Annotated in this window: 22 protein-coding genes; 7 read left to right on the top strand and 15 right to left on the bottom strand. The window is 56.9% G+C overall.

What is annotated here, in order from left to right:
- Positions 1–46: 46 nt before the first annotated feature.
- Positions 47–1,105, bottom strand: coding sequence for an LCP family protein (locus IDH41_RS24745; protein ID WP_190865911.1), 1,059 nt, complete (start codon positions 1,103–1,105; stop codon positions 47–49).
- Positions 1,106–1,414: 309 nt separating this feature from the next.
- Here IDH41_RS24745 and IDH41_RS24740 point away from each other — a divergent pair, with 309 nt between their 5' ends.
- On the top strand, positions 1,415–1,765 hold the full coding sequence (locus IDH41_RS24740; protein ID WP_190865909.1) for a DUF4870 domain-containing protein: 351 nt from the start codon (positions 1,415–1,417) through the stop codon (positions 1,763–1,765).
- A gap of 170 nt (positions 1,766–1,935) precedes the next feature.
- Complete coding sequence (locus IDH41_RS24735; protein ID WP_190865907.1) at positions 1,936–2,388, top strand: hypothetical protein; 453 nt, start codon at positions 1,936–1,938, stop codon at positions 2,386–2,388.
- A gap of 1 nt (position 2,389) precedes the next feature.
- On the opposite strand, the gene mnhG is transcribed toward IDH41_RS24735, so the two are convergent.
- Genes mnhG through IDH41_RS24705 form a run of 6 tightly spaced genes read right to left on the bottom strand, consistent with a single transcriptional unit; the run spans position 2,390 to position 8,209 of the window.
- Positions 2,390–2,770 carry a monovalent cation/H(+) antiporter subunit G gene (mnhG, locus tag IDH41_RS24730; RefSeq protein WP_223830043.1) on the bottom strand — a complete coding sequence of 127 codons (381 nt, stop codon included), beginning with the start codon at positions 2,768–2,770 and terminating at the stop codon, positions 2,390–2,392.
- Complete coding sequence (locus tag IDH41_RS24725; protein WP_190865967.1) at positions 2,757–3,038, bottom strand: Na(+)/H(+) antiporter subunit F1; 282 nt, start codon at positions 3,036–3,038, stop codon at positions 2,757–2,759. Before IDH41_RS24725 ends, mnhG begins: the two co-directional genes overlap by 14 nt.
- On the bottom strand, positions 3,038–3,514 hold the full coding sequence (locus IDH41_RS24720) for a Na+/H+ antiporter subunit E (RefSeq protein WP_190865904.1): 477 nt from the start codon (positions 3,512–3,514) through the stop codon (positions 3,038–3,040). Before IDH41_RS24720 ends, IDH41_RS24725 begins: the two co-directional genes overlap by 1 nt.
- A 7-nt stretch (positions 3,515–3,521) precedes the next feature.
- Entirely contained in the window at positions 3,522–5,006 is a 1,485-nt protein-coding gene (locus IDH41_RS24715; RefSeq protein WP_190865902.1) for a Na+/H+ antiporter subunit D, read from the bottom strand.
- Positions 4,999–5,337 carry a Na(+)/H(+) antiporter subunit C gene (locus IDH41_RS24710; RefSeq protein WP_190865900.1) on the bottom strand — a complete coding sequence of 113 codons (339 nt, stop codon included), beginning with the start codon at positions 5,335–5,337 and terminating at the stop codon, positions 4,999–5,001. The genes IDH41_RS24715 and IDH41_RS24710 overlap by 8 nt, the downstream gene beginning before the upstream one ends.
- Position 5,338: 1 nt before the next feature.
- On the bottom strand, positions 5,339–8,209 hold the full coding sequence (locus tag IDH41_RS24705) for a Na+/H+ antiporter subunit A (RefSeq protein ID WP_190865897.1): 2,871 nt from the start codon (positions 8,207–8,209) through the stop codon (positions 5,339–5,341).
- A 273-nt stretch (positions 8,210–8,482) separates the two neighbouring features.
- On the opposite strand from IDH41_RS24705, the gene IDH41_RS24700 reads away from it, so the two are divergent.
- On the top strand, positions 8,483–8,716 hold the full coding sequence (locus IDH41_RS24700) for a hypothetical protein (RefSeq protein WP_190865895.1): 234 nt from the start codon (positions 8,483–8,485) through the stop codon (positions 8,714–8,716).
- On the opposite strand, the gene IDH41_RS24695 is transcribed toward IDH41_RS24700, so the two are convergent.
- Positions 8,691–8,987, bottom strand: coding sequence for a hypothetical protein (locus IDH41_RS24695; RefSeq protein ID WP_190865894.1), 297 nt, complete (start codon positions 8,985–8,987; stop codon positions 8,691–8,693). The genes IDH41_RS24700 and IDH41_RS24695 overlap by 26 nt on opposite strands.
- 129 nt (positions 8,988–9,116) lie before the next feature.
- Between IDH41_RS24695 and IDH41_RS24690 the strand changes: the two genes are divergently transcribed.
- From IDH41_RS24690 to IDH41_RS24675, 4 genes are read left to right on the top strand one after another with little or no spacing between them, the layout of a single operon-like run.
- Positions 9,117–9,743 (top strand): TetR/AcrR family transcriptional regulator, encoded by a 627-nt coding sequence (locus IDH41_RS24690; RefSeq protein WP_397328534.1) that lies wholly within the window; start codon positions 9,117–9,119, stop codon positions 9,741–9,743.
- A gap of 1 nt (position 9,744) precedes the next feature.
- Positions 9,745–10,602: an ABC transporter ATP-binding protein gene (locus IDH41_RS24685; RefSeq protein ID WP_190865890.1), complete on the top strand. Its 858-nt coding sequence runs from the start codon at positions 9,745–9,747 to the stop codon at positions 10,600–10,602.
- On the top strand, positions 10,599–11,315 hold the full coding sequence (locus tag IDH41_RS24680) for a fluoroquinolone export ABC transporter permease subunit (RefSeq protein ID WP_190865889.1): 717 nt from the start codon (positions 10,599–10,601) through the stop codon (positions 11,313–11,315). Before IDH41_RS24685 ends, IDH41_RS24680 begins: the two co-directional genes overlap by 4 nt.
- Positions 11,309–12,034, top strand: coding sequence for a hypothetical protein (locus IDH41_RS24675; protein WP_190865887.1), 726 nt, complete (start codon positions 11,309–11,311; stop codon positions 12,032–12,034). Before IDH41_RS24680 ends, IDH41_RS24675 begins: the two co-directional genes overlap by 7 nt.
- Here the strand turns inward: IDH41_RS24675 and IDH41_RS24670 are convergent.
- From IDH41_RS24670 to IDH41_RS24640, 7 genes are all read right to left on the bottom strand, one after another.
- Positions 12,031–13,272: a cation:proton antiporter gene (locus IDH41_RS24670; RefSeq protein ID WP_190865885.1), complete on the bottom strand. Its 1,242-nt coding sequence runs from the start codon at positions 13,270–13,272 to the stop codon at positions 12,031–12,033. The genes IDH41_RS24675 and IDH41_RS24670 overlap by 4 nt on opposite strands.
- 314 nt (positions 13,273–13,586) lie before the next feature.
- A complete protein-coding gene (locus IDH41_RS24665; RefSeq protein WP_190865883.1) occupies positions 13,587–15,353 on the bottom strand; it encodes a glycoside hydrolase family 2 protein in 1,767 nt (588 codons plus the stop codon).
- Between the two features lie 21 nt (positions 15,354–15,374).
- Positions 15,375–17,387, bottom strand: coding sequence for an alpha-L-arabinofuranosidase C-terminal domain-containing protein (locus IDH41_RS24660; RefSeq protein ID WP_190865881.1), 2,013 nt, complete (start codon positions 17,385–17,387; stop codon positions 15,375–15,377).
- A 34-nt stretch (positions 17,388–17,421) separates the two neighbouring features.
- Positions 17,422–18,321 carry a carbohydrate ABC transporter permease gene (locus IDH41_RS24655; RefSeq protein ID WP_223830039.1) on the bottom strand — a complete coding sequence of 300 codons (900 nt, stop codon included), beginning with the start codon at positions 18,319–18,321 and terminating at the stop codon, positions 17,422–17,424.
- Positions 18,322–18,335: 14 nt separating this feature from the next.
- Complete coding sequence (locus IDH41_RS24650) at positions 18,336–19,295, bottom strand: ABC transporter permease (RefSeq protein ID WP_190865877.1); 960 nt, start codon at positions 19,293–19,295, stop codon at positions 18,336–18,338.
- Positions 19,296–19,336: 41 nt separating this feature from the next.
- Entirely contained in the window at positions 19,337–20,911 is a 1,575-nt protein-coding gene (locus IDH41_RS24645) for an extracellular solute-binding protein (protein ID WP_190865875.1), read from the bottom strand.
- A 120-nt stretch (positions 20,912–21,031) separates the two neighbouring features.
- Complete coding sequence (locus tag IDH41_RS24640; RefSeq protein WP_190865874.1) at positions 21,032–22,708, bottom strand: response regulator; 1,677 nt, start codon at positions 22,706–22,708, stop codon at positions 21,032–21,034.

Here is a 22,708-nt window from a genome sequence, read left to right as displayed (position 1 = left end):
GCTCCATCCCCTATTGTAAAGGCGGCAGACGGTCCGGGCAAGGGGCTTATTGCTCGGCGGTCGTATTCTCCGCGCTGGACAGCGATTGTACTTCCTTCGGCTTATTCGCGCCGTATTTGTCCGGAAGAATCAGGCTTGCGGCAGGGGTATTCGGATCCAGCCAGCTCTTGATCATCGCCTGCGCCTTCGCCAAATCCTCTTCGTCGGCAAAATAATACCAGGCCCCGCCGCTCTTCAGCCGGCCCCCGGTGCCGAGCAGCGAATGGCTGTATATGCGGCGCTCCTTCGCCGACAGCATATCTTGCCCGAGATCGATCAGCTGCTGGGGCCGCATATCCGTGCTGAAATTCTCGCCCATAATGTCGAACATCTCGGGAATTTTGGACCATTGGTTCATTTGCTTCGCCTTGTCCATCAGCAGGGTCAAGAAAATTTGATGCCGCTCCGTGCGGTTCATATCGCCGCCCGCATCCTCGCGGTAGCGGACGTAATTAAGCGTATCCTGCCCGTCGTACGTCTCCTGGCCGGCTTTGATAACGAATTTCTCGTGGTCGTAATCGTCGTTCACCATGTCCTCTTCGATCGGAAGCGGCATGCCTCCCAGCTTGTCGATCACTTGGCGGAACCCTTCGAAATTGATCGAAGCGTAGTAATGAATCGGCGAATCGAGCAGCTTCTCGACCGTGTCCATCGCCATGCCCGCCCCGCCGAACGCGTAGGCGTGCGTGATTTTGTCCTCGTATCCTTCGCCGACGATTTCGACGTACGTGTCGCGCGGGATCGACAGCATGAGCAGGTTGCCGTCCTCCGGACGGACGACCGTGTAAATCATCGTATCCGATCGCCCGATCTCGTTGCCGCGCTGGTCGACGCCGAGCAGCAGCATCGCGAACGGGTCCTGCTTCTTCTCGGTCGCGACCGGCACGGGCTTCGTCCTCTCCACCGGCTTATACGTCGGCTCCAGCTGCTTCTCCACGTGATCCTCGATCAGCCAATCGAATCCGAGCATGGCCAGCGCTCCGCGGTTGAAGAAGGCGGCGGCAAGCAGCACGACGACCGCCAGTGCGGCGGTGCCTCTGTACATCCATTTTTTTCGTTTATTCATAATATGATGGCTTCTCCTTATCGCTATTTTTGCATAAATCGCGCTCCCTCTCATTTTAGACGATCGTTCGACAAAACAGGTTACAAAACTTTTACAGAAAATTTCGCCTGCGCTGGAAACATTTTTTATTGGAAGACGCAGACGGATTTTGACGTTATATGGCTGCAATTACCCTTTTTTAAGTCGAATGAAAACAAATTATAGGCGATTTTTTGGAAATTGATTCAATCGTAAAAAGGTCTACGAGCCGCTTCCGCCGAATACAATCATGGCAAGAATATGTAAAACAGGAAAGGGTGAAGCGCCACCATGCAACCGTCCTTGCAGCCGGATCCTTCCTCGACCGGCCTCGACCCGAAAGTAGCGGGCTTGCTTTGTTATTTGGGGGGATTCGTTACCGGCATTATTTTTCTCGTGCTCGAGAAGCAGAGCCGATACGTCCGCCTGCACGCCATGCAGTCGACCGTCGTATGCGTCGGATTGATCGTGCTGAATATCCTGTTCGGTTTCATCCCGTTGATCGGATTGTTTCTTAACTTCCTGCTTGCGCCCATCGGGCTGATTTTGTGGATCGGGCTCATGCTGCTCGCTCTCCAAGGCCGGCTCGGCAAGCTGCCCGTCATCGGCGACTGGTGCGAGCAGCAGGCGAACCGGTTCTGATCCGGCGGCTTGTCGCGCCCGCGGATCGGACAGGTCCGGGCGGGGTATTTGCGGCACAAAAAACGGCTCCGTTCTCTTGAGGAACGGAGCCGTCCGCATTTGCCCGCGCGTATTTGCTTCCAATTGGGGGTACGCTAACGGGTAAACAAATTCGCGAAAGGGTCATGATCATGCTTTTTAACTACTTCTGGGGCTTAATCGTTCCGTGGCTGTTCGGCATCTATATGGCTCGCAAAGTGCCCAAAATATTGCTGCTCATCTTCCCGGTCGGCATCGTCATCTCCCATACGATCAACGACTGGGGCATTCACGAGCGGTATTGGATCTTCGCCCCGGTCAAGGAAAACAACGAATCCGTAGCCGCCCTGCCGCTCGATCTCGGCCTCTATGCCATACTGGCCGCGTCCTTGATCTGGGCGATTCATGCCCGCAAACGGGGATCGCTGCTTATTATCCTCTTGTTTTCCCTGGGCACGACGCTGCTCGAATGCTTCGGCCTGCTGATCGGCCGGGTATGGTACGACAACGGCTGGAACGTCGGCTGGACGTATTTGTCCTACGTCTTCGCCTATTATCTTGTTTATTTCTATTATCTTCTGTTGAAGCGCCAACGCCTGCTATAGGCTATTGCTCGGGATCCCGTTCCTCCCGCCCCCTCTTGTAAACGCCCGACAGATCGTCCCGCACGCTTCTCTCCCATAGCGGGACGCCCGAGCGATAAGCCGCTCTGCCGTTCAAATGGCCGGCGACCGGCGAGGTTACGAACACGAACGCGATGCCGAGCAGCAGCTTGGCGCTCACATGCTCCAAATAGAACGCAAAGTACAGGAAGGCGCCGGTTAGAATAAGCAGCACCCCGAGCGTCGCGCTCTTCGTCGCGGCATGCGACCTCAGGTAGACGTCCGGCAGCCGGATCAGACCTAACGCGCTAAGCGCACCGATCAGCGATCCGGTCAGCACGATTAGGCCGATGGCGATTTCGCCGGCCGCGCTAATCATCACCATGTTCAATGACCTCACCTCTTTCGATATACCTCGCGAAAGCCGTCGTCCCGATAAAGGTCAATATGCCGATGACCAGAATAATGTCGATGTACGCGAACGTCTTCAGCAGCATGCAGACGACGGCGATCATGGACAGCAGCAAAATGCCGATCGTATCGAGCGCGGCAATCCGGTCGGCGATGGACGGCCCCTTGAGCAGACGGTACATGCAGCCGATGACCGCGAGCGACAGAATGCCGAGCGAAACGAGCAGCATCGTGGACAGCATCACCGCGTCACCTCCATAATCGCCCGCTCGAACGTCCCCTTGATTTGCTCCGACAGCTCCTCCGCGTCTTCGATGTCCATCGCGTGGATATATAAGATGCGTCCGTCCCGCGCCACGTCGAGCGTCAACGTCCCCGGGGTCAGGCAGATCAGGCAGGAGAGGAGCGTAATCTCCCAATCCGACTTCAGCTCGGTCTTGAGCGCGAATATGCCGGGCCTGACCGCAAGCCTTGGCCGCATGACGTGAACCATCACCGCCCAGCTCGAGAGGAGCAGCTCTTTCGCGAACAAGAGCAGAAGCTTCAAAGCCGCCCACAGCCGTCTCAAGTAGAAGCCCTGCGGCCAGAAGCGGCTCAGCAGCCCGATGCTCGCGATGCCGAGCAAATAACCGACCGCAAACCGGGAGAACGACCAATCTTCGAACAGGAACATCCAGACGAAGGCGATAATAAAATTCAACAGGATTTGCAAAGCCATGTCCTCTCTACTCCTTCAATACGGCGTCAATATACGCCGCCGGATTCATAAGCGTGTCCCCCGCCTCCGCGACGAACCGGTACACCCATTCCGAGCCCAGCCCGACGGCGATAACGAGGACGGTCAGACAGGCTGTGGACGCAAGCATTCCTATGGATAGCGCCGGCACCGGCTCTCGCCCCGGACGAGCCTTCTCATCGCCCCAGAACGCATGCATGAACAAGCGGATGAGCGAATAGAGCACGATCAGGCTGGATGCGAGCGATATCGCGGCGAGCTCGTACTCCCGCTCCTGCAAGCCTCCCCGGATCAGCAGAAGCTTGCCGGCAAATCCGCTCAGCGGCGGGATGCCGGCGACGGCCAGCGCCGCGGCGAAGAACATCCAGCCGACGGCCGGGTAACGCTTGATCAGGCCGCCCATTTCCTTCAGCTTATTCGTGCCGGCCAGATGAACGATCATGCCTCCGAGCAGAAACAGCAGTGCCTTGGCCAGCATGTCGTGCAGCAGATAGAAGACGGCGCCGTCAAGCGAATCCTTCGATCCGGCCGCGAGCCCGAATGCCAGAAAGCCGACGCTGATCACGACGTTATAGTTCAATATGCGCTGCACGTCGGCATATGCGATGGCCCCGAGCGCGCCGAGGACCATCGTGGCGCCCGCCATCCAGCCGATCCAGCCGTGCGTCGCCTGCGGCTCGTGGTAGAAAATCAACGTGAACGTGCGGATCAGCGCGTACAACCCGACCTTCGTCAGCAAGCCGCCGAACAAGGCGGCGACGGCCGCGGGCGGAACGCCGTACGAGCCGGGAAGCCAGAAGAACAGGAACAGGCCGGCTTTCAGCGAGAATACGATCAGGAACAAGACGGCAATCGCGTTCAGCACGCCGCCCTGCCCCGCTTCCGCCACCCGCACGGACAAGTCGGCCATGTTCAGCGTGCCGACCGCCCCGTACAGATAGGCGACGGCGGCGACGAACAGCGTCGATGACAAAATATTGATCAGCATATATTTCAGCGTCTCCCGAAGCTGCTTCTTCGTACCCCCGAGAACGATGAGCGCATAGGAAGAAATGAGCATCACCTCGAAGCAGACGAACAGGTTGAACAAATCCCCCGTAAGGAACGAGCCGTTAACGCCGACCATCAAAAACTGCATAAACGGATAATAGTAATGCCGCTCGCGATCCGCTCCGACGGTGCCGAAGGAGTAGATCAGACAGAACGCGCTTACTGCCGTCGCAGCAAGAACCAGCAGCGCGGCAAGCATATCCGCCGTGAATACAATGCCGTAAGGCGGCAGCCACCCGCTCATATGCAGCGTCTGGATGCCCTCCGCCTTCACCTTCATCAGCAGCGCAGCCGACGCCGAAGCCGTCGCGAGCATGCTGAGCGCGCTGATCCAGCGCTGGGCGGCGACGTTATTTTTCAGGAAAATAAGAACGGCCGCCGTGCATAGCGGGATAAGCAGCGGAAAGACAAGCAGGTTATTCATCGTCCTTCCCCCTTAGCCGCTCCATGTCGTCGGTCCCGAGCCTCTGATACGCCTTGTAGGCAAGCACGAAGAAGAACGAGGTGACGCCGAAGCTGATGACGATCGAGGTCAGGATAAGCGCCTGCGGCAGCGGATCGACATAGGCGTCCGCCTTCTGTCCGAGAAGCGGCGCCGCGCCCGTCTTGAGCCGGGACATCGTGAGCAGCAGCAGGTGAACGCCGTGTGTCAGCAGCGACGTGCCCAGAATGATGCGCAGCAAGCTTTTGGACAAAATCAGATAGACGCCGACGGTGAAAATAACGCCGATGGCGAGCGACATATACAGCTCCATTCTACTTATCCCTCCCTATGGCCAGAATGATTGTCATCGTAATGCCGACGACCGTTAAATAGACGCCAAGATCGAACAGCATCGCCGTGGCGAGCTCCACGTGGCCGAGCAGCGGCAGGTCGAAATAGCCGAACGCGTGGCTCAGAAACGGCTCGCCGAAGAAGAACGAGCCCATTCCGGTCAGCAGCGCCGCGATAATGCCGGCCGCCGTCACCTTGCGGAAGTCGACGGGAACGATATCCCGCATCGCCTTCATGCCGAACGCCATCGTCAGCAGCACGAAGGCCGCAGCCGTCATCAGCCCGCCGATAAAGCCCCCTCCCGGCTCGTGATGGCCCGAGAAGAACAGATAGAGCGAGAACGTCAGGATGACGAAGATGACCGCCTTGGATATCGTCTTCAGAATGACGTCGTTGCTGCGGATGTCCCTTCCATCGGCAGCGAGAACCTGAGCCGGCCGCCCGTCTGCCGTTCCGACCGCGTCCGGTCCAAGCTTGATCAGCGCGTATATGCCGAGCGAGGCGATGCCGAGCACGACAATCTCCAGCATCGTGTCGAAGCCGCGGAAGTCGACGAGAATGACGTTGACGACGTTTTTGCCGCCGGCCAGCTTGTAGCTATTTTCCAGGAAATAACCGGATATCGACTCGAACGAGCGGCCGCTGCTCGCGCTGAGCGCGACCGCGGTCATGACGGCGCCCACGCCAAGCGCGATCAGGAAATTCGACAGCTTGAAGCGAAGTCTCGCCAACTCCTTCTTCAGCTTCGGCAAATGGTAGAAGCATAGAAGAAACAGCGTGACCGACACCGTCTCCACGATCATTTGGGTCAGGGCCAAATCCGGCGCGCGGAAAATGACGAAAAACAACGTAACCATATACCCCGCCGTACCCGTCAGGATGATCGCCATCATCCGGGAGCGCGCGAACGGCACGGCAATGACGGAGGCGACGAGCGCAAATATAATGACCGCCTCGTACAGCGACATCGGCGCGAAGTCCGAGAGATCGACCCGCATCCCCCCCGAACCGGCCATCGTCATGGCGACGGAGACGATAAGGAAGAACAGGATATAGATCAGATAGTGCCGGACCGAGCCCGTCATATAACGATCGGTCAGCCATTTCGCGCTCCCGTCCAGCCTGCCGATCCCTCCGTCATACGTCTTGTTCAAGGAAAAGCGGGTAAACAGCGGCCTGTTCAGCAGGCTCAGGCGCGGATACAGCTTATAAAGCAATATTCCTGCGGCGACGACGCCGATCGTCATATAAATTTCGGCCGTCCAGCCGTGCCAGAACGAGATCGAGACATGAAATTTCGCGCCCGCGTCCAGCATGGCCGGATGGATCGCCGCCATCGCCGGTTCAATAAGCGAGTAGGACAGCAGGTTCGGGAACAAGCCGAACACGACGGCCAGCGAAGCGAGAACGACCGGCGGCAGCAGCATGCCGAGCGGCGCTTCGTGCGGCTTCTTCGCCAGCTTCTCGAACTGCTTCTTGCCCGCGAACGTCTTGAACAGGAGGAGCATGCTGTACAAGAACGTAAACACGCTCGCGATCCAGGCGATCACCGGGAAGAACGCGCCCCAGAACGCCATGTTCCATACGTCCAGCTCGCGGATATTCAGAACGGCCGTAAAAAACATTTCCTTGCTAAGGAAGCCGTTAAACGGCGGCAGCCCGGCCATCGACAACGCGCCGATCAGCGCAGCCGAGAACGTAACCGGCATGACGGACATCAGGCCGCCGAGTCTGCGAATGTCTCTCGTGCCCGTCTCATAGTCCACGATCCCGACGACCATGAACAACGCCCCTTTGAATACCGCGTGATTCATCAGGTGGAAGATGCCCGCCAACGTCGCTTTCGCGTAAAACAACGATTCGCTCGTGCCCGTGTAGACCGCCGCAGCCGAACCGAGTCCGAGCAGGCTCATGATCAGGCCAAGCTGACTGACGGTCGAGAACGCGAGCATCGCTTTCAGATCGGTCTGCTTGAGCGCCCGGTACGAGCCGTACAGCAACGTGGCGATGCCGGATGCGGCGATGAGCCAGAACCAGGCCGGCTCGCCGGCGAATACCGGACTGAAGCGGGCGACCAAATACAGGCCGGCCTTCACCATCGTCGCCGAGTGCAAATAGGCGCTGACCGGCGTCGGCGCCTCCATCGCGTCCGGCAGCCAGATATGGAACGGGAACTGCGCCGACTTCGTGAACGCGCCAAGCAGAATGAGCAGCATCGCCGGGATGAACAAGTCATGTTCGGCTATGTCCGCCGCGCTGCCGACAAGCTCCCGAATGCTGAACGTCCCCGCCATGACGTAGACCAGCGCAAAGCCGCCCAGCATGGCCAAGCCGCCAAGGACGGTAATCAGCATCGACTTGAGCGCGCCGTAGCGCGATTTTTCCCGGTGATGCCAGAAGGCGATCAGCAGGAAGGACGAGATGCTCGTGATTTCCCAAAATCCGTAAAGAACGATGACGTTGTCCGACAGCGTAACTCCGAGCATCGCCCCCATGAAGAGCAGCAAATAGACGTAAAAGTGCCCAATAGCTTCCTTTCCTTTATCCAAATAAAAGATCGAATATAATACGACCAACGTACCGATTCCCGTTATGAGGAGGGCGAACAATAAGCCGAGGCCGTCCACATAGACGGTAAAATCGATGCCCAGCGACGGAATCCACGGCAAGGACGCCGTCATCCGCTCTCCTTCTTGCACATTCGGCAGCCATCCCAGCAAATAAACGAATAACGCGGCCGGAGCGGGCAGCACGAACCATCCCGTATGCAATCGCTTCGACCATTTATGCAGAACCGGAACGAAGACGGCCAGGATAAAAGGCAATAGAATGACGATATGAAGCAAAGACAAATCTGTTCCTCCTTACGCAAGCAAGATATACCTAATCAGCATTTCCAATTTCAGCTAAAAGTAAGTGCCGGCAGCCGCAATCCCCGAAAAAACGCAAAAAGAGCCCGCTGTTGGCAGGCTCCTCCGGTTAAAACGTCATATGATTTTTTTCATAGCTGATATAAAGTATATCGTCCGGCGTCCCCGTTGTCAAAACAAATCGCCGCCGTTTTCCGCAATTGGAGCATGAATCGTCCCCGACTTGGAGATTACTCTCTAATAAGGAGTGATCGCATGCCCGTCAAAAAAATCGTCGTCTGCGCGGCCTTGTTCGTTCTCCTCGTGCTCGCCGGCGGCGTCCTGAACAACCGCCTGTCCGCCAAGCAATCCGCGGCCCGCAATCAATCGCACGACGCCCCAAGCGTCACGATCTATTCGTCCTTCCCTTCGACCGGACCGGTTGACCGCCAATCGCCGTTCGCGCCAAGGGAGTATATCCGCATCATTCGCCGGAATACCGCCGAATGATCGCTCTGCACGCATCGATGAATGCGGCCGGGTCGTCGTGAACGGTATAGGAGAATACGCCCTGCTTCGTATGCAAATAAAGCAATCCCCCTTCACCCCCCATTTGCCGGTAGGAGAGATCGAACAGCTCCCGGATCGGAAACTCGCGGAAGCGGGTTTCCAGCTTATGCTCGTACAGACGCATATGCCTCTCCTGCACAATGGCTTCCTGGCTGTTCGCCGTGACGACCCGCTCCACCTTATAGTAAGACTGCTCCGCGATCCATTTCATTGTCCGATCCCCCTTAGTCGTTCCATACCAGCATAACAGAATCACCGGCGCTTGACATAAGAGCCGTTCTTCTTGCATTATGGTGAATATAAAATATAATCATTCATAAAGTCATTGAAAGCGGGTTCGATGCGCGTGCCTAAAAAGTTCACGGAAAAGGAAAAGGATTGGATCCAGCACAAGCTGCTGGAAGAAGGGCGGCGCCGATTTGCTGCGTCCGGGCTTCGGAAGACGAGCGTGGAGGATTTGACCAAAGCGTGCGGAATCGCGCAGGGCTCGTTTTATTTGTTCTTCGCGTCCAAGGAAGTGCTGTTCTATCAGCTGCTGCTGGAGGAAGAACAGCGGATACGCGTGACGCTGCTTGAGTCTTATCTTGCGGAGGACGTCGTCGCGAAGGAATCGATCAAGCGATTCATGCTCGAAGCCTTCCGGCTCCTTAGCGAAAGCCCGCTCATGAAGCAGATGTACCTCGAGGGCGATTTCGAGCAGCTGGTACGCAAGCTTCCGGCCGAGATGCTGGAACGCAATTTCGCCGAGGATCGGGACGCCTTAATGCCGGTCATTCGCAGGTGGCAGGCTTCCGGACTCTTGGCCGGCACCCGCCCGGAGCTGATCGTCGGCATGCTGCGGTCGCTGCTGCTATTGTCCCTGCACAAGAAGGAAATCGGAGAAGCCGTCTTCGACGAGACGATTGCGCTGCTGATCGACCTGATCACCGAAGGCATGCTCGCCAATCAAGACGCAGGGAGAGGATGACATGGTCATTGAAGCCGATCAATTGTTTTTTGCTTATCCGGGTACAAAAAAACGCATTTTGCACGGATTAAGCTTCTCCATCGGGCCGGGTGAAATTTTCGGCTTTCTAGGTCCGTCGGGCGCGGGAAAAAGCACGACGCAGAAGATTCTGATCGGCGCGCTGAAAAGCTACGAAGGCCGGGTCCAGGTGCTGGGCGAGGAAATTCGGAACAGCCGCTCCGACTACTACGAACGGATCGGCGTCGCCTTCGAATTCCCTAACTTTTATGCGAAGCTTACCGCGCTTGAGAATTTAAAGCTGTTCCGTTCGCTCTACGCCGGGGAGACCGAGGACCCGATGCGCCTTCTGGAACGGGTCGGACTGGGAGACGCCGCTCACGCGAAGGTGTCGGAGCTGTCGAAGGGGATGAAGATGCGGCTGAACTTCTGCCGCGCCCTCCTTCACCGGCCGCCGGTCCTCTTCCTCGACGAGCCGACGTCGGGGCTCGATCCCGTCAATGCGAGGATCATGAAGGAGCTCATGCTGGAGAGGCGGGCCGAAGGAACGACGATCGTCATTACGACGCATAACATGCAGGCCGCCGAGGAGCTGTGCGACCGGGTCGCTTTTATCGTGGACGGACGGATCAAGCTGATCGACTCGCCGAGAGAGCTGCGATTGCGGCAAGGCAAGAAGCGCGTTCGGGTCGAGTACATGGACGGAGAACAGCGGCATACGGAGGAATTCGCGATCGACGGCTTGCACCGGAATGAACGGTTTCTGGCGCTTCTCGCCCGCTTCGAAGTCGAAACGATCCATTCGCTGGAGGCGTCGCTCGAGCAAATCTTTATCGACGTCACCGGGAGGACGCTGGCATGAGGCTTCTCGCCGCTTTTCTGAACGATGTCCGTTTCCAGTGGCGCCACCGGTTTTATTTCGTTTATTTGCTCGTCTGCTCTCTTTATTTGCTGCTGCTCCATGCGATTCCGGCCGCTTACAAGGAGACGGTTACCGTACTGCTTACGTTCTCCGATCCAAGCGCGCTCGGGTTGATTTTTGCCGGGGGGATCGTTCTGCTCGAGAAGGATCAGGGCATTCATGTCAGCCTTTTCGTTACCCCGCTTAGGCTGCGGGAATATTTGCTCGGCAAGTCGGCCTCCCTGGCCCTGCTCTCTACAATGGCCGCATGGGCGATTCACGGGCTTTCGTTAGGCATGCCGGCTGCGCCCGCGTTGTTCACCGTCGGCGTCGCGCTTACGTCCACCTTGTGCACCTTGCTGTCCATCGGCATTGTCGTCCGAACGCAGTCCGTCAACGGCTTCCTTCTCTTGACTCAACTGTATGCTTTGCCGCTGGCTTTGCCTTTGCTCCGCTTGTTTGAGATCGGCCACCCGGCTTGGTACGCGATTCTGCCGACGAACGGCTCGCTTCTGCTGATCGGCTCGGTCTATCGGTCTGTTACGATCATGGAGACGGTCTATTCGATCGCAATATTGTGGGCCGGCAACGTCATCGTCTATTTTTGGGCGAAACGCTCCATCGAGCGGCACTTATTATCCGGAACGGAGAGGGGAAAGAGCGACAGATGTTAAAATACCGGATCTTATTGCTAAACGACGCGCGCCACATTTGGAAGGACCCGATGCTGATGGCCGCCCTGCTCGGCCCGATTGCCGTCATCGCATTTGCCCGGTTCGTCTTTGTTCCGCTTTCCGGCTGGCTGGAGGGGCAATTCGCCTTTTCCCTGCTTCCGTATACGGATTTTGCCGCTGTCTTCCTGCTGCTCACCATCCCGCTCCTTCCCGGAACGATGGCCGGGCTGCTCATGCTCGATGAACGAGATGAGCACCTGATCGGCTACTATGCGGCTACGCCTCTTACGCGCGGCGGTTATTTGGCGTACCGATTGTTTATGCCGAGCCTCTTGTCCGCTCTGCTGAGTGCAGCCTTTATCCTTCTGTCGGATTTAGCGGTTATCGGACCGGGAGCGATGCACGCCTTCCTTCTGCTTGCGATCGAAGCGCCCTGTTTCTCTCTCTTTCTTGCCGCATATGCAGGCAACAAAGTCGAAGGCCTGGCTCTGTCCAAGCTGAGCGGCCTTCTCTTCGCCGGACCGGCCGTCGCCGCGTTCGTCCCGGAGCCATGGCAGTATGCCGGCGCGTGGATCCCTTCGTATTGGCCGGCCAAAGTTTATTTTCTCGGCGCGAACGATGAGCCGGTCCTCTCCTCCGCGCTGCCGGTTGCGGGACTGCTGTTTCACCTGTTCCTCTTATGGCTGCTGATCCGCGCCTTCCTGAAGCGAATCGATTAATTCGATTGCGAGGATTGTTTCGTCTTCTCGCTTAATCCAAGCTTCAGAACCAGCGGTTTGATCGTCAGCCCCTGGACGAGCAAGGAGAAGAGGACGACGCTGAACGTCAGCACCAGAACGGTATCGCGTCCCTCGAAGGAGGCCGGCAGGCTGAGCGCCAGCGCGATGGACAGACTGCCCTTCAATCCGCCCCAGTTCAGCACCGCCTTCCATCTGCCGGGGAAATTGCGCAGCATCGAGACGCTCGCATACAGCGCAACCGTCCGGCCTACGAGCACAATCCCGATGGCGGATGCGATCGCGAGCCATTTGTCCGAGAAGTCGATATGTTTGATTTCCAATCCGATCATCAGGAAAATCATGGAGTTCGCGATAAGGGTAACGACGTCCCAGAACGAGTTAATGTTCATCTTCGTCGTCTCCGACATGCCGATTTTGGCCCCGTAGCTGCCGAAGATCAGGCCGCCGACCACGACCGCGATGACGCCGGAGACGTGGAAGTGCTCCGCAATAAAGAAGCTGCCGAAGAAGAGCAGCATCGAAAACCCGATTTCCAGCGGGTAATCGTCATATAACCGAATGAGCTGCGAGAACAGATAACCAAGTACGGCGCCTACGGCAATACCGCCGAGCGCGAATTTTAAAAACAGCAATAGGCCGCTTCCGAGTCCCGCTATCCCCATCTCCATATAGGAAAGCAAGTAGACGGACGATATCTGGAATAGCACAACCGCGATTCCGTCGTTGAACAGCGATTCCCCTTCAATGATCGTAACGACCGATTTGGGAACGCCCAGCGATTTGAAGATGGAAATGACGCTGATCGGGTCCGTTGCGCTCATTAGCGAAGCGAACGTAAACGCAACGATAAGCGGCAGATCAAGCAGGTAATAGCAAGCGGCGGCAATGATGAAGAAGGAAAGCAGCGTGCCTCCGAACGCCAGCGCCAGGACCGGCTTGCTTTGTTCTCTGAGATGCGAGAATGGCAGCTTCAGTGTGGCGTCGCCAAGCAGAATCGGCAGGAACAACGAAATAATAATCGCCTGGAATACGTGGGACTGGGTAATGAACGATTCCGCTTCCTCCAGCAATGGAACATGCGTTACGCCAAGGATCAGTCCGACGATGACAAGCGCGATCGAGTAAGGCTGATTCAGCTTCTTCGAAATCGCGATAACGAACATCGAGACGGCGAGCAGAATGAGTAGTTGCACAAAGGTTTCATTAAATACATGCATGCAGAGATCCCCCTTTATCGAATACGGAAGTGCTTGGTCTTGAACCGGATGCGGCGATCGCTTATAGGGGCAGCCCCCTTTAAACAGCAAAAAAGCCCGTCACAAGCAGATACCCATGTTTAAGACATAGCTATCCCTTGTCGACAGGCTCCTCCGGTATTCCAAAACTATTCTGTTAAAATAATCATACCTCGTGATCATTCCGGTGTAAATGCTATTTTGGAAATTCATGCATAGAACTTCCAATCGCAAGCATGCAAAAGAAGCCTGCCAGGCATACGCCCGGACAGGCTTCTTGCGTTTCCAAAGCCGAATTAGCCTAAATTGATCGCTCTGATCTTCTCGAGCGGAAACTTCGGCTCGCGGGCTTCCGTCAGAAGGCCGTTGATTTCCTGCTGCACGTCGGCAAGCTGCGTATAGCAGTACCCGCTGATGTAATCGACGCTCTTAATCGCCTTCGTCAAGCCTTCGAACCTCGCGAGGAACGCCTCGTCCGTCGTCACCTGCTCGCCGTAGCCCCAGCCCTTGTCGGATTGGAATGCGATGCCGCCGAATTCCGTGATCATGATCGGCTGTCCCTTGTACCCGTATCCTTCGGCGAACGCGTATTTCCAATGGTTGCAGGTCGTCTCGTTGCTGACGATCGCTTCCTTGTTGCCCGCATAGCGCTTCAGAAATTCGTCGCCGGTCTGGACGTAATCGTGCAAGGTCAGAATGTCCGACACCGTATGCTCCCATCCGTCGTTCGTGATGACCGGACGGTACGGATCGATCGACTTGGTCAGATAGTAGATGCCTTCGGTAAATTTCTGCTGCTTCTTGTCGCGAAGGATGGCCGATACGCCCCATGACTCATTGAACGGAACCCACGTAATGATGCTCGGGTGATTGTACTGCTGCTGCACGATTTCGAGCCATTCCTTCGTAAAATTGTCGACCGCGTCATCGTTGAATTCGAAGGTAGCCGCCATTTCGGACCAGACGAGCAGCCCTTTCACGTCGCACCAGTACAGGAAGCGGGCATCCTCGATTTTCATATGCTTACGCACGCCGTTATAGCCCATCGCCAGCATGTTGTCGATATCCTCGATCAGCGCTTCCTCGCTCGGCGGCGTCAGATGCGAATCGGTCCAATAGCCTTGGTCCAAAATAAGCCGCTGATAGATCGGCGAGTTGTTCAGCAGCACCTTGCCGTTCTCGATGGAGATCTTTCTCATCCCGAAGTAGGAATGGACTCGGTCCACGACCTTGTCGCCCCGGTACAGCACGAATTCGACGTCGTACAGGTTCGGATGCCGCGGCGACCACAGGCTCTTCTTCCATGGCCCGTTCGCTTCATGCACCAGATCGACCTCGATGCTCTGGCTCGGGCGGTCCGCTGCCAAGCTTACCCGCTTCACGGGCTTGCCCTTCAACGTCACGATGGCTTCGAGCCTAAGCTCGCCCGCCGTTCCCGCCGCGCCGTGCACCTTGTAATCGAACCGGACGGCGTTGCGGTCGATGTCCGGCGTTATTTTGACGGAATCAAGCCTCTGCTCCTCCACGTATTCGAGCCATACCGTCTGCCAGATGCCGGTCGTCTGGACGTAGAAGCATTCGAAGTTGTCCTTGGTCCAGCGCTGCTTGCCCCTTGGCTGGGTGCAGCTGTCGCCGTCCTCCGCCTTGACCGTTATGATGTTATCGGCCCCGAATACGAGATAAGGCGTAATATCGAAGGAGAACGCCGCGTAGCCACCTTGATGCCGGCCGACCATCGAGCCGTTCACCCACACTTTGGCGATGTAATCGACCGCCTGGAAATGCAGGATGACCCGTCTGCCTTCCGCGTCTTTCGGAATCGAAACCGATTTGCTGTACCATACGTGCGGATGGAACCGCTCTTCGCCGATGCCGCTCGCTTTCGTCTCGTACGTGAACGGCACGGTGATTTTATGCGTCTCTTCGAACGTCTCCTGCCAATTCTGCGACTCGCCGACGTTGCCGTCGTCGAAGCGGAAGCTCCACTCGCCGTTCAAATTCGTCCAATGCTCGCGAACGAACTGCGGTCTGGGATAGTCCTTCGTATAAGCTTTGGTCGTCATGGAATCTCCCTCTCCTTACCCTTACCGTCTCTTTATCTCAAGCGCATAGACCGACGCCGGCCGCAGCGTATAGCCGCTCCGCCATTCGGACGCCGGAACGGCACTCGACGCGCTGACGATCCGGTCCGGCTCGAACACGGAATTGATGTTCTCGTAATGATCGCCCGTAATTTCGTGAACAATCGTTTCCTCCGCGGCGTCGAAGCCCGGCAAATCCAGCTCCGCCTTCACTTCGTTCAGGCTGCGGTTCACGATGAATACGGTCACGACGCTGCCGTCTTCATTCGCGCAGGCCGCGACGTCGAGATCCGGCAGCGCGTCGAGCGCGACGGGCGTCGGCTTGGAAGCTTCGACGGAGAAGGTGCCGCACTCGGCATCGACTTGCAGCATATGCCGGATGTCCCGATTCGCGTAAAGCTTCATGACCTCGTAGGTCGGCGTTCCGTATACGGCGAGAGGCTTCCCGCTCCAGCCCGCTTCCTTGCCGCGGTACTGGTCGGCGTAATAATCGCCTACGCGGATGCATCCGCCGAGCCAGCCGTTCACCAGATCCGAGAAGCTGCCGATATGAATCATGTCGCTGCGGCGAAGCATTTCGTTCAGGTTGCCGGCATTGGCGACCGCCGCGCCGAGCGTATGCTCGTCCGGCAGCCCTTTGCGAATCGTATTCGGGTAATACATGGTGTTATATTCGGTAATGGCCAGCTTGACGTGGCTGTGCTTCGCGTTCGCGCGGATGTGCTCCTCCGTCTTCGACACATGATGACGGGTAAATTCGGGGAACGCCGCGATCGCCTTGTAGCGCTCGTCCGCCGGCGTTTCCCGGTTCATGCCGAACGGGCCGTAGCCGTGGTACAGATGCAGCGTCAAGTATTCGAAGCGATCTCCCGCGATATCCAGCACCGTCTTGTTCCACGCCTGATCGAAGTGGCCGCAGACCGACAGGATCAAAGATGGATCGACCGCCTTCATTGCCTCGATGAACGGAACGGTGCGCTTGGCGAACTCTTCCGCGGAGCAGGTGCCGACCTGCCACTGGCCCCACACCTCGTTGCCGATCTCCCAATAACGAACGCCGTACGGCTCGGGATGGCCGTTCGCCGCGCGCAGCGCGCCCATCGGCGTATCGGCGCCGCCGTTGCAATATTCAACCCACTGCGCGGCTTCCTCCGGCGTGCCGGAGCCGTCATTGATGCAGATGAGCGGTTCGACCTGAAGCTCCCGGCAGAAGCGGATGAATTCGTCCGTTCCGAAATATTTGCTCGTCCAGCCGCCCCATGCCTCATTGTACATGACCGGCCGCTCCAGGACGGGCCCTACGCCATGGTCCCAGTGATAAGCGCTGATGTAGTTGCCCGCCAGCCTCATCATGCCCGCGTTAAGATCCCGCGTCATGTCGATGACCTCGCGCTTCACCATCGCGACGCTGTCCATCGGCAGCAGCGACGCGTGATCGAGCCAAAGCATGCCGGTCGATACGTGATCGATCCATCTAGGATGGTCGGCGGGAACGTAGATGCGGAGCTCGGCGTCGGCGCATTCGCGCGCCACGGACAGCCGCGCCTCGTACTCCCGCCAGTTATGGCTGGACAAGTCGACGCGCGCTCCGCCAAGCAGCTCCTCCGTGCGCCGGTCCACCGCTTGGACGAGCACATACTTGAGCTCGATCGATGCCCGTGCGACCAGCTTGACCGTATAATCCATCGGCCCTTTCAAAGCGGCCTTCTGCGCGATGCCGGCATAAGCTTCGTCGTCGCTCAGGATGCGGATGCGCTGGCCGCGTCCGGAGTGCCGGGGAGCCGGTCCCTCCAGGGCGTACTGCGTATTCTTGCCGTTCGTGTACGTTGTCCAGCTTCCCGATACTTCCCGCTTCGTCAGCGATTCGCTCTCGAAATCCATATCCTTGAGCGGATAAGCGAGCATCGCTTCCATATGATCCCGGATGTCCTCTACGAAATGCCCGAACAGATACGGATTAATCGTATGCTCGCTCGTTCGGCTGCAATCAATGGTAATCTTTGCGTTCCTATTCATAATGCCTCCGTAAGTCTTGTGATATTGGCCGCCGTTAACCTTTGACCGAACCGATCATGACGCCTTTGACAAAGTGACGCTGCACGAATGGATACATAACCAATACCGGCAGGGACGATACGATGATGACCGCGAACTTGATGCTCTCCGCGAGCAGTATCTTGTCTTCCATCCCGACGACGCTGCTGCTGTCGGTCATCGCCGTTTGGCTGATCAGCAATATTTCGCGAAGCACGAGCTGAAGCGGATGAAGCGCCTCGTCGCGGATATAGATCAGCGCGTTGAAGAAGGAATTCCAATGGCCGACCGCGTAGAACAGCACCATTACCGCCAGAATCGGCTTGGATAACGGCAAAATAATGCTGATCAGCAGCCGCCAGTTGGAGCAGCCGTCGATATGGGCCGCCTCCTGAAGCTCCCAAGGGATGCTCGACTGGAAGTACGTTCTCATGACGATGAGATTGTAGGTGGCGATGGCGCCCGGAACGATCAGCGCCCACATCGTATCGACCATGCCGAGATCCTTGACGAGCAGATAAGTCGGGATAAGACCGCCGCCGAAAAACATGGTGAGCGTGATGAGCACCATGATCCCGTTGCGAAGCGGCAGATCCGGCCTCGACAGCGGATAGGCCGCGAGCAGCGTCATGAGGATATTAATGACCGTGCCGACGACTGTATAGAATATCGTATTGCGGTATCCCGTCCAAATACGGTCGTCGTGCAAAATGTTCGTATACGCATCCATCGTGAAGCCCTTCGGCAGCAGCCACACTTCGCCGCTGATCACCCTGGCCGGATCGCTGAACGAGGCGCCGACGATATAGAGAAGCGGATAAAGCACGATGACGATAATGACCGCCGCGATCGCATACACGATGGCGTCGAACACCTTGTCGTCCGAAGCGCCTCTTATGGTTTGTTGCTTGGACAATGCAGGTTCCTCCTTTACCATAAGCTCGTCTCCGACGTCTTGCGCGCGATGCGGTTCACGAGCAGCAAGAGCACCAGATTAATGACCGAGTTGAACAGGCCGATGGCGGCGGTATAGCTGTACTCGCCTTTCAGAACGCCCGTCGTGTAGACGAACGTGGAGATGACATCGCTCGATTCCAGGTTCAAGTTATTTTGCATGAGCAAAATCTTCTCGAAGCCGATGTTCATGAAATGGCCGATATCCAGGATGAGCAGGATGACGATGACCGGCGCGATGCCCGGTATGGACACGTGCCAGATGCGCTGCAGCCGGGTCGCCCCGTCCATCTTGGCCGCCTCGTACAGCTGCGGATTAACGCCGCTTAGCGCCGCGATGTAAATAATCGATTGCCAGCCCATGTTCTGCCAGATGTTCGAGCCGATAAAGATCGTCTTGAACCAGCCCGCCTCCTCCAGGAAGCGGACCGGCTCTCCGCCGAATGCCTCGATCACCATGTTGATCGGACCGGACGTCGGCGAGAGAAAGACGTTCAGAATGCCTACGATAACGACAACCGAAATGAAGTGCGGAATATACGTGATGTTTTGCAGCAGCTTGCTGAACCGCTTGCTTCGGATCTCGTTCACGAGCAGCGCCAGCATAATCGGAATCGGAAAGGCGATCAGCAGCGAGAACAGGTTAATGGACAGCGTGTTCCAGAGCAGCCTCCAGAAATAGTAGGAATCAAAGAACCGCTCGAAATGTCCGAAGCCTTCCCATTCGCTGCCGAGAATGCCTTTTGCCGGATTGAAATTTTTGAAGGCGATTTGCAGCCCATACAGCGGTCCGTAGTGAAAGATCAAATACCAAGCGATCGGCAGAAGCAGCATGAGGTACAGATCATACCGCTTGGCCATTTGTTTTAACAGGCGGGAGCCGCGGCTCGATTTTCGAGGCAGAGCGGGAATCGCCTCTGCTTGCGCGCTCTTCATGGGCATCTACTCCTTATCTAACGCGGATCAATGTGTCGGCCTTACTTTTCCATTTTATCGTAAGCTTCCTGATAGATCTTCTGCAGCTCATCGAGCTTCATCTTCTTGAGCGTGGATTGGAACTCTTCCCACTTATCGAAGCTGAGCGCGCCAACGATAAACTTCGTGCTTTGTTCTTCGTAGTATTTGTCGATATCGTTGCGAAGGACGTTCACCTGCTGCGCCGTCTGCTCATCGAACATCGGAGCCGCGTAGCGTACTTCGGGCATGTATGGATCGAGCTTCTCCTGAGCCTCTTGCACCTGCGGAGGGTTAATGAAGGAAGCGACCTTCTCGCTAATAATGTGCGGCGCTCCGCCCCCTGCGTACGGCGTGATTTTCGCCTGATTCGTAATATCCTTCAGGAAATCTTCCGTGTAATACGGAATGCCGTCCCTCAGCTCGTAATGCTCGCCCTCGCGGCCGAACCGCAGCAGCGTGGAGCCTTCATCGCTGTAGAAATAGTCGATCCAGCGCATCGTCGCTTCCGGATATTTGTTGACCGACGTAATGGCGAACGCTCCGAAATCCCGCGGAACCGGTCCGCCCTGGCTTTGGATCTTGTCTCCGTGCGGCCCCGTGAACGGCGCGACTCCCGTATATTGATCCTGGATCGACAGGAAGTTATTGTTCGTCTGGTCGAAGAACAGCCCCGTGTTGCCCGTGCCTTGCTTCGCCAGGAACTGCGCTTCCTTATGCGAGAAAATTTCCTGGTCGAGAAGCTTCTCTTTGTAAAGCTTGTTCAAGTACATCAGCATCTCTTTGTTCTTCTCGCTGCCCATCCAGATTTCGACCTTGTCGTTCACCAGATTGATGTTGTAGCCGAGCTGCGTATCCAGTCCGAACGATCCGCCCATCGCAAGGACGATCGCAAGGCCGGGGCGTGCGGTCATCGGAAGCTCATCCGCTTTGCCGTTGCCGTTCGGGTCTTGGTCCCGGAATGCGACCAGCACGTTGTACAGGTCTTCCGTCGTCTCCGGCTCCGGCAGGCCGAGCTTGTCGAGCCAAGCTTTATTGATCCACTTCTTATCGGTGCGGGCCGCATTCAGCGTCACGATGCCCGGGATTGCGTAAATATGGCCTTCCGGCGACGTAATGCCGGGGCGAATTTCCGGATATTCGTCCATTAGCGCTTTCAGGTTCGGCGCGTATTGGTCGATCAACTCTTCCAGCGGAATCAGCTGGCCGGCCGAGCCGTAACGAACCGCCTCAAGCGGCGACAAGCCCGAACGGAACAACGCGTCCGGAAGCTCGTTCGACGCGAACAGCAGGTTCTTCTTCTCTGCAAAGCCGTCCGTCGGAGCCTCGATGAACTCTACTTGCACATTGCTCATTTTCTCGTAATCCTGGAACACCGGCATATCCTTGAACGGACCGTTGACCGGCGCGATCCGGGTGAACATCTTCAGCTTGATCGGCTGCTCGACGATCGGGAATCCTTCCGCCTGAACGACGGCGCCTTCCGAATTGCCCGCTTCGTTCCCGTTCTTGTTGCCGGCATTGGAACTGCACCCTGCAATCAAAAGCCCGGCAACGACCATCGTACTTACCGCAAATCTCCCCCAATGTTTGCGCATGTATTAATGACCTCCATTTTATATTCACCTTACGGATGATGTAAGCGTTTCCGCGGTGTCAATTTATTATAATCCACGCGAAAAAACGGCAAATTACAATAATATGACTATTTACTCCACTTATTTTACGGTTTTGTTATCGCTTCCACGGCCCAATCCGTTCAAATACATTTGCGGCGTCATGCCGGTCAATTCCTTGAACACCTTGAAAAAATAGTTATGCGTCGTAAAGCCCACCTGATTGCTGATTTGCTTGATCGAGTACTGGCCGTCCTCCAGCAGCTTGCGGCTGGCGTCGATCCGGACCCGGTTCAAATATTCGGAGAACGTCTGCTGCGTCTCCTCCTTGAACAGCCGGCTTAAATACGAAGGGTTGAGGCCGATGGCGCCCGCCGCCAGCTCCAGCGTAATGTAGCCCGAGTACCCTTCCAGAATGAAATGGATAGCTTGCGCCACATGCCTCGAATAGGGCCCGGTGACGCGCTGCTGCTTCAGCAGCTTCAGCAAGCCGGCATAATAGGCTTGCAGCCATTGCTCCAGCTCACCCACCTTGCCGCATTTCTCGAGATCGCTGCGCGAAGGCAGCTCCTCCATCGCGGCTTCGGCGGAATGCATCGGCATCCATTTTTTTATCGCTTTATCGCCGGTGTGCAGGAGCTCGCTGACGATCATCTGCACGGCATGGGAATGAACCGGCTGATTGCGGATAGACGCGAACACGGCCATTAATACATTGTGCATTCCATCCTTATCGAGCCTCTCGATGGAAAGGAGCAGCTGCTTCTGCTCCTCGATGCTGAGCGAGACGCGCTGACTGGTATAGACGCTTTGTTTCGTCTCTTCTTGTTCCGGCATCTCGCCAGCCGGCCTTGCGGCGGGCCGTTCCGCGGAGGGCGAAGCGTCGAGTACCCGCTCCGCCGAGCCGTAGCTTGCGCCGACCTGGATCAAGCTGCCGCATACGTGCCCGATGGCGTAGCTGCACTTCAAGTTAAGAAACAGCTCGAGCGAATGCTGCAGCTTGCTCATCAGTCTGGCGGCTTCGCTGGCGGATGCATGCTCGCTGCGTTCCTTGAACGCGAACACGACGGCAAGGCGCCCGTTCCCCACGTAGGCCGCCGTCCGCTCGCCCGGATCGCCCAGGTTCTGCTGCATCATATCGACCGCCTGCCGGACCAGACGGTTCGTCTGCACGTCGCTGTAGGATTCGGTCAGCAGCAGGAAGGGCACGATCTGTACGACGGCAGCGGCGTAACCGACCGCCCCGCGATACAGGCCGCTCTTGCGGGCAAGGGCTTCGAGCTCCTTGGCTGCTGAAGGGCTGCCCTTCACCAGCTCCGCGATGCAGTCGCGGACATGATCCGGATTCACCCGTTCTTCCGCCGCTTCGTCCGCGATCCCACCCTCCTGGTTCCGGTTCTTCTTCCCGAGCTCCAGCACCGCTTTGTTCAATACCGCCATGAGCGCATCGCCGTCGAGCCGATGCTTCAACAAATAATCGACGGCACCGTCCTTCAAGCACTCGCGCACATAGTCGTAGTCGTCGTAGCTGCTCAGCATGATCGTCTTGACGGAAGGAAACCGATCCCGAATCGTCTTGTTAAGCTCCACGCCGTTCATCTCGGGCATATTCACGTCGATTATGGCGATGTGAGGCGGCGACTGCTCGATCATGTCCAGCGCCATTGCCCCGTTGTATGCTTCGCCGCTTAGCTTGAATCCATGCTTCTCCCAGTCCAATAACGTCCACAAATCGTTCCGAACGAGTGGTTCGTCGTCTACCAGCAGCACTTGAAACAT

It is taken from the genome of Paenibacillus arenilitoris (assembly GCF_014705655.1).
Lineage (GTDB): Bacteria > Bacillota > Bacilli > Paenibacillales > Paenibacillaceae > Pristimantibacillus > Pristimantibacillus arenilitoris.
The sequence above is the reverse complement of the archived record's forward strand: the minus strand, read 5'-3'. Positions and strand labels throughout refer to the sequence as shown.